Origin of the sequence: Shewanella fodinae (genome assembly GCF_014651955.1) — a bacterium.
GTDB lineage: Bacteria > Pseudomonadota > Gammaproteobacteria > Enterobacterales > Shewanellaceae > Shewanella > Shewanella fodinae.
Genome location: NZ_BMXW01000001.1, coordinates 43,215 through 56,311 on the forward strand (window position 1 = coordinate 43,215; position 13,097 = coordinate 56,311).

Annotated in this window: 12 protein-coding genes; 3 read left to right on the forward strand and 9 right to left on the reverse strand. The window is 48.4% G+C overall.

The genetic code is table 11. From position 1 onward, the window contains the following. Positions 1–4 precede the first annotated feature (4 nt). From tolA to IE064_RS00235, 6 genes are all read right to left on the reverse strand, one after another. Positions 5–967 (reverse strand): cell envelope integrity protein TolA, encoded by a 963-nt coding sequence (gene tolA, locus IE064_RS00210; RefSeq protein ID WP_189615352.1) that lies wholly within the window; start codon positions 965–967, stop codon positions 5–7. Continuing rightward, positions 968–1,411 carry a protein TolR gene (gene tolR / locus IE064_RS00215; protein ID WP_189615354.1) on the reverse strand — a complete coding sequence of 148 codons (444 nt, stop codon included), beginning with the start codon at positions 1,409–1,411 and terminating at the stop codon, positions 968–970. Then, entirely contained in the window at positions 1,408–2,097 is a 690-nt protein-coding gene (gene tolQ, locus IE064_RS00220) for a protein TolQ (protein ID WP_133038768.1), read from the reverse strand. Before tolQ ends, tolR begins: the two co-directional genes overlap by 4 nt. After that, positions 2,087–2,488 (reverse strand): tol-pal system-associated acyl-CoA thioesterase, encoded by a 402-nt coding sequence (ybgC, locus tag IE064_RS00225; RefSeq protein ID WP_133038802.1) that lies wholly within the window; start codon positions 2,486–2,488, stop codon positions 2,087–2,089. The genes tolQ and ybgC overlap by 11 nt, the downstream gene beginning before the upstream one ends. 128 nt (positions 2,489–2,616) lie before the next feature. Then, positions 2,617–4,797: a prolyl oligopeptidase family serine peptidase gene (locus tag IE064_RS00230; RefSeq protein ID WP_189615356.1), complete on the reverse strand. Its 2,181-nt coding sequence runs from the start codon at positions 4,795–4,797 to the stop codon at positions 2,617–2,619. Positions 4,798–5,357: 560 nt separating this feature from the next. Continuing rightward, positions 5,358–6,233, reverse strand: coding sequence for a flagellar protein MotY (locus IE064_RS00235; protein WP_133038767.1), 876 nt, complete (start codon positions 6,231–6,233; stop codon positions 5,358–5,360). A 143-nt stretch (positions 6,234–6,376) separates the two neighbouring features. On the opposite strand from IE064_RS00235, the gene rnt reads away from it, so the two are divergent. Beyond that, the gene (gene rnt, locus IE064_RS00240) at positions 6,377–7,054 is read left to right on the forward strand and encodes a ribonuclease T (RefSeq protein ID WP_189615358.1); all 678 of its coding nucleotides are present in this window, start codon (positions 6,377–6,379) and stop codon (positions 7,052–7,054) included. 107 nt (positions 7,055–7,161) lie between these two features. Here rnt and IE064_RS00245 read toward each other — a convergent pair whose 3' ends face one another. Beyond that, positions 7,162–7,599, reverse strand: coding sequence for a DUF4826 family protein (locus tag IE064_RS00245; protein WP_189615360.1), 438 nt, complete (start codon positions 7,597–7,599; stop codon positions 7,162–7,164). A gap of 234 nt (positions 7,600–7,833) precedes the next feature. Here IE064_RS00245 and IE064_RS00250 point away from each other — a divergent pair, with 234 nt between their 5' ends. Beyond that, positions 7,834–8,871: a Leu/Phe/Val dehydrogenase gene (locus IE064_RS00250; RefSeq protein ID WP_133038764.1), complete on the forward strand. Its 1,038-nt coding sequence runs from the start codon at positions 7,834–7,836 to the stop codon at positions 8,869–8,871. 179 nt (positions 8,872–9,050) lie between these two features. Next, positions 9,051–9,386: a hypothetical protein gene (locus IE064_RS00255; RefSeq protein WP_189615362.1), complete on the forward strand. Its 336-nt coding sequence runs from the start codon at positions 9,051–9,053 to the stop codon at positions 9,384–9,386. 41 nt (positions 9,387–9,427) lie between these two features. Here IE064_RS00255 and IE064_RS00260 read toward each other — a convergent pair whose 3' ends face one another. Together IE064_RS00260 and ydiJ are read right to left on the reverse strand one after the other, a co-directional pair. After that, positions 9,428–9,844, reverse strand: coding sequence for a MarR family winged helix-turn-helix transcriptional regulator (locus tag IE064_RS00260; RefSeq protein WP_133038762.1), 417 nt, complete (start codon positions 9,842–9,844; stop codon positions 9,428–9,430). Between the two features lie 206 nt (positions 9,845–10,050). Further along, entirely contained in the window at positions 10,051–13,095 is a 3,045-nt protein-coding gene (gene ydiJ, locus IE064_RS00265; RefSeq protein ID WP_189615370.1) for a D-2-hydroxyglutarate dehydrogenase YdiJ, read from the reverse strand. Positions 13,096–13,097 lie beyond the last annotated feature (2 nt).

Consider the following 13,097-nt stretch of genomic DNA (forward strand, 5'->3'; position numbering starts at 1 on the left):
TCCTCTAATTAAACTCTGGTCTAACTTCCAGGTTAATGTCTTTCAGTAACTGGTACACATCAGCTTCTGGCGATACCGGTAAACGTCCTGCTTTATTAATGGCAGCCTTAGCCGCACGACATACGACTGGATCGCCCCCGGTGGTCTGCACACTGGTGACAAAGCCATCAGGTGCCAGCTTGATGTCTACTCGACAAGTCTTGCCGCGCATCGCTTCGTCCAGCACTAAATTGCGCTGAATCGTTGATGTAATCATGGCCTTATACTTATCCAGCTCACTCTGTAGCTGTTTATTACGGGCCGCCGATACAGCTGATTGTTCTGCCGCCATGGCATCCGCCAACTCTTGTTCTTGGCGACGACGTTCAGCATCAGCTTTGGCTTTACGGTCAGCTTCAGCTTTTGCCTTACGTGCAGCATCTTCACGCGCCTTACGGTCGGCTTCAGCTTTCTTAGCAGCAGCTTCTTCGGCTTTACGCTTTTCTTCCGCTTTACGGGCCGCATCTTCCGCCTGCTGGCGTTGCTGCTCTTTCAGTTTGCGCTCGGCTTCAGCCTGCTGTGCCCGCTTTTGTTCTTGCTGCGCTTTTAATTGCGCCGCTTTCGCAGCATCGGCGGCCTGCTTGGCATCCAACTCCTGCTGTTTACGTTCTTCCGCCAGTTTCTGGATGCGCGCTTGTTCTTGCTCACGCGCTTTTTTGGCAGCGTCGGCCTGTCGCTCCAACTCCGCCTGCCGTTCACGTTCTTTGCGCGCCGTTTCGGCTTTGTCTGCCTTTAGTTTCTGCACGTAGTCATCAACTTTCTGCTGATCTACCACCACGGCCTGCACAGGCGGCGCCTTGGCCGCTGACATCATAGTGCTCGTTGGCTTGTTGTTGAAGTCTACGTTCAGTGCCAACGCCGCAAGTACGCCGATATGCAGTATCGCGGAAATAATCACCGACAGTTTTAAATCAGATTGCCCGGCCACTTACTTCTTCTCCTCGTCCGGTGAATCTGTCATCAGACCCACTGAAGGTACGCCAGCCTTCTGCAACGTTACCATCAACTGGATCACTTTTTCATACGGAATGGCTCTATCGCCTTTGACGACAACCGGACGGTCTGGTTCAAGCTGAATAATAGCCGCAACCCGTGTAGCAACATCATCCAAATCCAATGGCTCGTTACTCGGGGCCCCCCCGACATCAAGAAAGTATTCCCCCTCAGCATCGATAGATGCAATAACGGGAGGCTTACTATCAGCCGGCAATGGCTCTGAAGTCGCCTGGGGTAAATCCACCTTTACCCCTTGTGACACAATCGGCGCGGTCACCATGAAAATGATTAGCAACACCAACATCACGTCGATGTAGGGAACCACGTTGATTTCAGCTACCGGACGCCGGCGTTTACGCTGATATCCCTGATTCATGCTGGGTCCTTCTCGGTGTAAGCCTGACGATGAAGAATGTTAGAAAACTCTTCCATAAAGTTGGCATAATGGGATTCCAGTTTTTCTACCTTGGTAGAAAAACGGTTATAAGCAATAACCGCTGGGATCGCCGCAAACAGGCCCATGGCAGTGGCAATCAGTGCTTCGGCAATACCAGGTGCCACCATCGCCAAGGTAGCATTTTGCACCGCCCCCAAGGCGATAAAGGCATTCATAATCCCCCATACCGTGCCAAATAAGCCGATGTAGGGGCTGGTAGAACCGATGGTTGCCAACAGCGGCAAGTGCGTTTCTAACTCGTCCAACTCTTTTGACAAAGCGATACGCATGGCGCGATAACTGCCATCCATTACCGCTTCTGGTGCGCGACTACTTATTTTGCTAAGGCGTGCATATTCCTTAAAACCGGAAACAAACATGATTTCCAGTCCGGTGTTACTGTCCTGTCTAGCGGCTAAATCGTGATAAAAGCGATTCAGATCGACACCTGACCAAAACTTTTCTTCGAATTGATCGGCGTTACGTTTGGCATCTCCCAATACTTTACGCCGTTGCAGAATTACCGCCCAAGATACAATCGAAAGCGACAGTAGGGTCAACATCACCAGCTTTACCAGCACGCTGGCCTGAAGAAACAACCCTACAATTGAAATATCAGCATTCACCTTTTTTAAACTCCTGCAAAATCGGTTCAGGAATAGCCTGCGGCTTCATCCGACTCAAAGATACCGCCGCTATTTTAATGGAAGCCCGGCAATAACAGACACCACTTTCGTCAACAAGTTGCTGTTCAAAAACCAGCGATGCCCGTTTTAATTCCGAAATTCGGCTTTCCACCCATAATTGCTGCTCAAATCTGGCAGCATGACAAAAATCTAACTCCGCGCGGCGTACCAAAAACGCCAAATCTTGTTTTAGCAACGTACCTTGGCATACACCCATTGCCCTGAGCCATTCGCTGCGTGCCCGTTCAAAAAATTTCAAGTAGTTAGAGTGATAAACCACTCCACCCGCATCGGTATCTTCGTAATAAACTGTAATTGGCCAGCGAAACATAGATCCTACTGATTTCCTGCCATAAATGCCCACTACTATACCGATCCGACTGACGCTTGTGAATGGCCGCCAAAACAAAGGGGGCCGCAGCCCCCAATTTAATTTTACCGAACTTAACCGCGGCTTAATCAGTCAATTTTGGTTGGCAACTTTAAGCCAAACGCCTGCCATAAAAAATCAAAAATATCGGCAGCTTCATCAATCTTCATCGCGGTAGGTTTGCCTGCGCCATGGCCTGCATTGTGCTCAATACGCATAATAATGGGGGCACTGCCCTGTTGTTTGGCTTGTAACATGGCCGCAAATTTGAAACTGTGTGCGGGCACCACACGATCGTCATGATCTGCCGTCATCACCATAACCGCCGGATATACTTGGGCTTTAACATTATGATATGGCGAATAGGCCAGCAACGCCGGGAACTGCTCGGCATTATCGGCACTACCATACTCGCTAGTCCAGGCCCAACCGATGGTAAACTTCTGAAAACGCAGCATGTCCAGCACCCCCACTGCAGGTAACACTGCGGCAAACAGATCGGGGCGTTGTGTCACAGCAGCGCCCATCAATAAGCCACCGTTACTACGGCCATAGGCGCCCAGTTTGGTTTTGTTGGTGTAGCCTTGACTGATGAGATACTCCGCCGCCGCAAAATAGTCGTCAAAAACATTCTGCTTTTTTTCGAACATGCCGGCCTGATGCCAATTCTCACCATACTCCGCACCACCGCGAAGATTAGGCACAGCATAGATGCCGCCAAGATCCATCCAGGCAATATTGGCAGCACTAAAGCGTGGCGTCATGGAAATCCCAAAGCCACCGTAGGCGTATAGCAAGGTCGGATTATTGCCATTTTTGCTGAGTCCCTTTTTATAGGAGATCAGCATGGGTATGCGAGTACCATCCTTACTTTGATAAAACACCTGTTCAGAGACATAATTCTGTGGATCAAATGCAACTTTGGGTTGCTCATATAAACTGGACTCAGCGGTCTTAAAATCAAATTTATAGATGGTTTCCGGCTGGATATAGCTGTTATAGGAATAGTAGAAGTAATCATCTGCGGCTCTGCCAAATGGCCCGACAACCGTTCCCTGCCCCGGCATCTCAATATCCTGCCTTTTTACACCGTTCATGGAATAGATCGCCATGTTGCCGAGAACATCGTGCAAACTACTCACTACCAAATGATCATTGATAATGGAGACGTTTTTAATCGGATCCGCAGATTCTGGAATGATTGTCTGCCAGTTAGCTTTCTGAGGATGGCGAGTATCAATGGCAATCACTTTGCCATTAGGCGCATCCAAATCGGTTTTGAAGTAAAAAATCGTCTTGTCATTGCCAATAAAACTGTATTCGGCTTCCAGATCTGGCAGTAACTCAACCATCGCACTGGTAGTATTTAAAGGTTTATAAAAGAAACGGTTACGGCTGTCAGTACCTTGGGAAATACTCAGCAACAAGTAATTACCATCGTCAGAAACCTCAATGCCATAACCCCAATCTTTATTTTGAGGACGTTGATAGATCAGCACATCCGCTGTCTGTGAAGTTCCTAACTTATGGAAATACACCTTCTGGTTAAAATTGACATCCGCCATAACATTACCGCCTTCCGGCGCGTCGTAGCGGGCGTAAAACACCCCTTGATTATCGTGATCCCATACGGCGGCGGAAAACTTAATCCATTGCAAGGTGTCAACCAACTTTTGGCCACTTTTCACATCCATAAAATGCCATTGCTGCCAGTCTGAACCAGCCTGAGACACGCCATAAGCCAAGGTGTTACCGTCATTGCTGACAGACACCCCAGATAATGCAGCTGTGCCATTGGCAGAAAACTGATTAGGGTCAAGCAAAACACGCTGTTGCCCCTGATGGTTTTTTACATACAGAACAGACTGTGCCTGCAACCCATCATTGCGATAAAAGAAAGTGAAGTTGCCGCGAGTAAACGGTGCGGAGATTTTTTCATAGTTCCACAGTGCAGTGATGCGGCTAACCACGGCCTGTTTATTGGGAATAGCATCGAGAAATTGCTTGCCATACTGCCGTTCAGCGGCGACCCAGGCTTCCGTTTCTGGAGTATCTAGTTCCAGATGACGGTATGGATCTGCCACTTTGATACTGTGCAACGTTTCCACAAGGTCTTCAGCGCGAACGGTTGGGTAAGATGTTGAGGCAGGTTGTACTCTTTCGTTGGCTGAATTTATTTTATCCGTCGTTGGACTCTGACAGGCACTTAATAACAACCCTAACATCAATGATGCAGTTATAGGTTTCACTCTATTTTTATGAATCGCCATTTAACTATCCTGTTAATAATGCAGATAAACCATTTGAATATATTTGCCGAAAAACGCCAAGTTGCAAATTTGTAACTTACTATACAGAAAATAAAAAGCCTTATAAACCGGGTAATTGCAACTAGGTATGTTGTAAAAGTTCCATTAATTAATACCTGTTGCAAATAACTAAGCAATATTAATTGAAAATATATGCATTTCATTTGACTAAAGCTTCGTTTTTATTGAAATACAAGCAATAAGGTGATTATTATCACCTTTTAATGATTAGTTTTTTTTATCTCAAACAGCAATTTTTCTCGCTTGTTGAGAGGGGCGCATATTCCTAGAATAGCCAGCGTGTTCAGGGGGATTTGCAATTAAATCACCTGACGACAGGAAACCTCAAACTGGTGTTGTTATTTTTAATGATGTCAGTTTGGTTCTTATGCTTGACTTCCTTCCTTCAATTTGTTGATTGCAAACATATATTTTTGCAGCCCATTCTTTTGAATGGGCTTTTTTCTATCCAAAATAAAAAATCCGGTAAAAACCGGATCTTTTCGCCATCAATTAATTTTCTACTCTTCAGGTTTACTCATCCTGATCACTACCCGTCGATTGCGCTCACGCTCATCTGCCGAGGTGTTAAGTGCTACGTGGCGGCGTTCACCATGACCAACAGCATGGATCCTGTCGGCCGCAATGCCTTTGGCGACAAATAGTTCTTTTAAACTATCGGCACGCTTTTCAGACACCTTCTGATTAATGCTACGACCACCATAGCTGTCGGTATAACCATCGATTAGTACCAACTCTACATCGGGATCATAAGTAAGATACTGTTCAACTCTGGCAAGCTGTGCTTTTGAACTGCGCGTCAGTTCCGTTCCCCCTGTTTCATATGTCAGCACAGTGAAGGCTATATCATCAAAACTATAGGGCAGTAACTTGGCGAGACATTGCTTAAAATCGGCATATTCACCACGAAAATTCGCTGCTGACAACCCAACAGCCACAGTGCTGTCTCTATCATTCCAGTCGGTATAGTAAAAGGTGGGCTCCATGCCCCGCTCCAACTCATTAAGCATGGTCCATGCGGCCTTTTTCGGAACTTCACCATTAAAATACTTCTGATAGTGCAGTTCCATTATCGTTCTGGACATCACGCCGGGACGCCACATAGGCGCCTTACTCAGCAATTTGGCATTGGTCACAGCATCCGGCTTCTGCCACATATCCAGTGTAAACTGCAGATTAATATTCTTGCCTGCTTTGCTGGTAAACACCGCCCGACCGTATGACGGAATATCGTGCTCCAAGGTGCATGCCACAGGCGAGTTTTGTAACAACCGCCATTGCGATTGATCTAACGCTGCCACGTAATGCCGCAATTCTGCGGAGGCATTGAGTGGCAACACTGCCAGCCATGAGAGTAAAAGCAATCTACACCACATTGAATAAACTCATCAGTTTCCGGTCATACAGGTGTTATCGGTGAAAAATCACAGATCTTTAGGCCATAAAAGCAGCAATCGCACATGACACTAGTATCTTGATTTAGCATAATAGCCCCCTCGCATTTGTCCAGAGGTACCACATGAACCAACCCGCCCTGAGCGATCAGCTCAAATACCGATTCCGCGGCTACTACCCCGTAGTGGTCGACGTGGAAACGGCGGGCTTTAACTGTACCACAGACGCCTTGCTGGAAATTGCTGCCACCTTACTAAAAATGGATGACGCGGGGCAATTGGTGATTGATAAAACCCTGCATTTCCATATAGAGCCCTTTGCAGGTGCCAATCTTGAACCTGAAGCCCTAGCTTTTAACGGTATAGATCCCTATAACCCTCTACGGGGGGCTGTGGCAGAAGAAGAAGCATTTAAAGAAATTTTTAAGGCTATCCGTAAGGGACTTAAAGAGAGTGGCTGCCACCGTGCCATTCTGGTGGGACACAATGCCGCATTTGACCACGGTTTTGTCAGTAAAGCGATTGACCGTACCGGGCTCAAACGCTCACCGTTCCACCCTTTTGCCACATTTGACACCGCGACACTCGCCGGTCTTGCGCTCGGGCATACGGTGCTAGCTAAAGCTTGTGCATTAGCCGGTATTGCATTTGATAATAAAGAAGCACATTCAGCGCTGTACGACACCGAACGCACCGCCGAACTATTCTGCTACATCGTCAATCGCTGGAAGATGCTAGGCGGGTGGCCCATTGCGACAGTGAACCATGCTGACAGTGATGATGGGGACGAACATGCGGCCTAAAACCCTCTGTGACCAAACGGAACCCCCAACCTAGCGGGGAATTTCATTGCCACAATGAATAACACCCGCTTTTACGCGGGTGTTATTGTTGATAACAGCGGCTAACATCAACCCTGCTGTTGCCAAAAGTTATCATCACTGTGTAGCTGATACAGACTTTCTGCACGGGAGATCAACAACCTAGCAAACTTCTCCTGGGTAGCATCCAATGACCGGCTCTGCAGAAGGCTCTCGGCTTTCATCTGCCAGGTCAGCGAAAAATGTCGCATTGCATCCCGGGCATCTTTAGCGGCGCTGACCTCGACAAAGTCGGCAGGGAGTTCGCCCCCAATCACCCAATAAGTTTTTTTGCTCGGCATGCTAGATTCTAGTTTCCACAAGGCTACCAGCGGTGCCAGATAACGGCATTCTTCGGCGAACACCTTTGCCGGAACAATGCCCTTTTCAGCCAGAAAACGATTGGCCTTCTGAAATTGTTCTCGTACCCATTGGGTGCGCTGTGCTTCCTGAGTTGCGGCATCCACGGTGCCGGACTGCTCACTCATACTTCATCCTTACTTCGGTATTGTTAGCCAATGTCAGACTGATGACAGTTGCCACCATCCACTGGCAATTATCTTCGCCAATCTGGAAAGCTATATTTCCAGTGCCTTATTTATCGATCTACTTGTCCGCTTTGTTGGCGTCAGTTGCTGATGCTATCGTTCTGATCACAATATCTCAAGAAAAAGCCCGGATAACCGGCGACCTTAATCACAAAATCACTTCGGAGACTCACTGTGGCAGTATTCAATCATCCCTCTTATGACGCACATGAACAGGTTGTTTTTTGTCGAGATGAAGAAAGTGGGCTAAAAGCCATTATCGCCGTTCACAATACTCATTTAGGCCCCGCATTTGGTGGTTGTCGTATGTGGAATTACCACTCTGATGATGAAGCACTAACCGATGTTTTGCGTTTATCAAAGGGCATGACCTATAAAAATGCCCTTGCAGGGCTGGCAATGGGCGGCGGCAAAGCTGTCATTATTGCCGATCCAGCGCATATGCCAGATCGCGCTGCACTCTTTCGAGCATTTGGCCGATTTGTTAATAAGCTAGGCGGGAGTTACTACTCCGCAGAGGATGTAGGAACATCACCTGCAGATATCAAGATTGCCAGTGAAGAAACCCCCTTTGTGGCTGGATTAGAAGGGAAAAGTGGTGACCCGTCACCCTTTACCGCACTCGGGACTTATCTGGGCATCAAAGCCGCAGTCAAACACAAACTTGGCCGCGATTCTCTGCAAGGGTTGAAAGTCGCGGTACAGGGTATTGGTCACGTGGGTTATCATTTGTGCCGCCATTTGCATGAGGATGGTGCAGAGTTAATCCTCACCGATATTCACCCACAATCACTGGCACAGGTCGCAAGCGAGTTTAACGCCATTACAGTAGCACCGCAGGCGATCTATAGTCAGGATGTGGATGTCTACGCCCCATGTGCGTTAGGGGCCACACTTAACGACACCACATTGCCGCTGTTGAAAGCGGCTATTGTTGCGGGCTGCGCGAATAATCAATTGGCAGAAGCTCGCCATGGAGAACAGCTGAAACAGATGGGTGTACTATACGCGCCAGATTATGTGATCAATGCGGGCGGTATCATCAACGTATCATTCGAGACTGATTACGACATGGCGAAAGCGACCGCTAAAGTCGAACAGATCTATCAGACGCTGTTGACAATTTTCCGCGAGGCAGACGCACAGAATCGCCCTACGGCTGAAATAGCTGACGAAATGGCGCGAAAAATTATTAATGGTCAAAAGCGTTAAGCAATCACTTTTGATGACCCAGGTAACTAACCTCTGAATCTCATCGCTGGTTAGACCAGAAAAATTTCCTATCAACGCCAATCAGATAGTCAGATGCAACAGAAAGTTCATCTGACCCTGATGGCGATCGATGTTGGCTTCTGCTTCACTTAAACTTATCGTCCCCTGACGGAGCGCAGATGATGGTACGTTTCAGCTATGATGTGAATCAACATTTGGTGGAACTGCAAGCCAGTGACTGGACCGGCATGGAGCAGTTATACGTCAACGGTCAGGTGGTTTCCCGCAAGTTTAGTTTTTCGCCGCAAAGTGAGCACCGCTTCCACCTCAGCAACGGCGAATATTGTCGTTGCCAGTTGATTTCTGATGCTACATCTGGACTGACGTTATGCCGCATTTATCGACAGGACAAACTGATCGCCAGTCTAAAGCATGTTGAAGCCAATAAATTTTACTATGGCTACCAGCTACTGCTGTTGGCAGGCTTATCTTGTTTATTGCTAGCGTATATTTGATTTTTACGAGGTTATACATGCACCGGGGTAATGAACACCGTTCATTCCCGGTGGTTGATTTTATTGAGCAGCGCCATCAACACGTCACGCTCTTGTTCATCCAGTTTACCGAGAAACCCTTCATTGACTCGCTCTGCTTCTCGCACCAAATCCTGTTCCATGGCTTTGGCCTGATCAGTCAGATAGATCAAAAAAGTACGCCGATTATCTTCTTCCTGATGCCGCACTATTAGCCCCAAACTCTGCAGTTGATCGAGCAGACGGGTCATAGTGTAATTGGCAACATCGCAGCGGCGCGACAGTTCTGTCTGGCTAACGCCCTCTTCCTGCCACAGCGCAAACAACACAGGCCAGAGCTTAATGTCTATCTGGTAATGTTTCAGGCGGCTATCCAGTTCGTTCTGCAAATCCAGGTTCAGGTGAGATACCAGATAGGCCAGGCTTTCATTGCGGTTCAAACAACACCTCCTGTACTTCGGGGCCGGATTGTTTATTAATACTACCATCCGCACCATATTTCACTAGGGGTGTAGATTAATTCCTGTCAATGAAAGCACAAGCTGCTTGATTTTTAAAACAAAGAAATATCCAGCCATGACCTAGCAGTGATAGCCGAAGCAATAGCGTGTCTCCGTGTTTCATCGGCTTCAACTACATGAGTAACTTAAACTTTCGAGTGGATCACCAATTCCAGCAACGCCTCCACCGGATGTTTTGCACGGAACCCCGATAAGCGCTTTACCTGACTGCGACAGGAGTAACCAGAAATCAGGATCTGTTCCTGAGGAATACGATTAATCGCGTCCTCCCATGACATTTCATAGAGTGCCTTGGAACGTTCAAGGTTTTCGATTTCATGTCCATAGGTGCCCGCCATGCCACAGCATCCTAAATTAATGCTGTCCAGCTTAGCACCGAATTTGGCAAAAATAGTTTGCCAGTCTTTTGGCGTGCCGGGTCTAGCACTAGACTCAGTACAGTGGCTGAACCAGGTATAACTTTTGCCTCTATCAGGCAGCGCTGGCAGCTGCGGTAGCTGTTGCAACAACCACTCATTGGATAACAACACCTGAAAATCTCCTCGCTGCTGACCCAATGCCACTTTATATTCGTCACGATAAACCAATACCAACGCCGGATCGACGCCTACCATTGGAATACCCAATGATGCTAATTGGTTTAAAAAGTCGGCTGCAGTCTGGGCTGTTTTGGCAAACTTATCAAGGAAGCCTTTGATATGGGCCGGCTTGCCATTCGGTTTGAACGGCAGCAAGACTGGCGTGAACCCCAACAGCTCGACTAAACGAATAAAGTGATAAACCAGCTCGGCATCGTAAAATGAAGTAAAGGGATCCTGCACTACTAGCAGATATTTCTGCCGTTCATCACGGGCAATGGCTGATAAGGCGTTGAGGTCATAACCACGGCATGAATGAGCATCCAGCAGCTCTTTAAGCGTAGGGACCGACAAAGCAGGCGCGTCAACATAGCCCAACGCCTTCTTGATGACCCATTTGCTCAGCGGGTTCTGTGCCGCAAAATTCGCCAGTTTCGGCGCCTTGGCCATTAGCTGCACCGAATCTTCAATACTGCCGACTAGATAGTCTTTAGCAGGACGCATATAACGCTGATAATAAATGCTAAAAAACTGCGCACGGAACTTAGGCACGTCGACTTTCACCGGACATTGACCTGAGCAGGCTTTACATGCCAAGCAGCCCTTCATCGATGCCATCACCTCATGGGAATAATCATATTCACGGTCTTTGGTGAGAGTGTTTTGCAGTCGCTGTAATAGGCTCTGTGGTTTGGCTTTTACCAAGGCCGGAATATCGACACCTTCTGCTTCCAGTAATCTCAGCCACTCACGCATCAGACTGGAGCGGCCTTTAGGTGAATGAATTCGATCTCCGGTCACTTTAAATGACGGGCACATGGGCGAGAAACGACTGTAATTAAAACACAGACCATTACCGTTACAATCCATCACATCGGGAAAGGCATCGCGGACATTGACGGGGATCTGCCGATCAAAACTGCCGCGTTTGGTGCTGTCAACGTTATACAGCATTGGACCGCTGTCTTTGGGGGCCACTAATTTGCCAGGATTTAGGCGATTATGTGGGTCAAACAGCCCTTTTATCTGTTGCAACTCGGCGTACAGCTCTTCGCCAAAGACCGCCGGACCATATTCACCGCGTACGCCTTTACCATGCTCGCCCCACATCAACCCGCCATATTTGCGGGTCAGCGCGGCGACTTCGTCAGATACCTGCCTTAACAGCCGTTCGTCATGAGGATCGCACATATCTAACGCTGGTCGCACGTGCAGTACCCCGGCATCCACGTGACCAAACATGCCGTACTGCAGTTGATGGCTATCGAGCAAGGCGCGAAAGTCCATAATATAATCCGCCAGTTTTTCTGGCGGCACTGCGGTGTCTTCGGCAAAGGCAATAGGCTTACGGCGGCCTTTAGTGGCGCCTAACAAACCCACCGCTTTCTTGCGCATGGCGTAAATCTTATTGATTGACGGCAAATCGGTAGTCAGTTGGAAACCCACCACACCTTTTTCAGATGCGGCTATCTGCTGTTCGAGCACGTTAACCAAGGCGCTGGCCCGTTGCTGCACTTCCGCCTCATCGCCCGCAAATTCCACCATATTGAGGCCATCGATCACCTTGCCCGGCACGTCTTGGATCAGCGCAGAAACCGAGTGCCAGATGATATCCTCACGGGCCAGATTCAACACCTTGGAATCGACAGTTTCTACAACGGTCGCGTTAGCCTTCACCAAATCAGGAGCATGCCGCAATGCAGACTGAAAACTGTCATATTTCACGTTGACCAACAGGCGGCTAGCGGGCAAAGGGGTAACATCCAGCTTGGCCTCAGTGACCACCGCCAATGTTCCTTCAGCACCGGTAAGAATGCGCGAAAGATTGAACTCTGTTAGGTCATCATTCCACACGTGTTTTAGATCGTACCCTGTCAGGAAACGATTTAATTTAGGAAATTGCGCTTCAATCAACGCGCGTTTGTCGCGGCAACGACGCGCAACTTCCGCAATAATCTTCTGTCCCAACGGCAAACTGTCGTCATAACTTGGCAGCTCGGCGGCAGCAATCACATCGGTTTCCAGCAGGCTACCGTCTATCAGTACACTTTTCAGCGCCAGCACATGATCGGAGGTTTTACCATATATCAAAGAACCTGCGCCGGAAGCATCGGTGCTGATCATCCCGCCCAAGGTTGCGCGGTTTGATGTAGAAAGATCAGGGCTGAAAAACAGGCCGTGGGGCCGCAGTGCGTCATTTAACGCATCTTTAATGACGCCAGCCTCAACCCGTACCCAGCCTTCAGCGGCGTTAATCTCTAGGATACGGTTCATATAGCGTGACAAATCCATCACAATGCCGTGCGTCAAGGCCTGGCCGTTGGTGCCGGTGCCACCACCGCGAGCACTGAATACCACCGCTTGAAACTCTGGCCGCGCAGCGACTTTCAGCGCCAACTGCACATCCACGCTATGCCGAGGGTAAATCACTGCCTGCGGTAAAAATTGATAGACGGAATTATCAGTCGCCTGTGCTAGACGGGCACTGTAACGTTTATCGATATCACCGGAGAAACCGGCTTGTTCCAGTGCGGCCAGATAATCCAGATAAACCGGTTCCAGTGCTTGCTGGTGGGATAGCAGAGGCAACATTG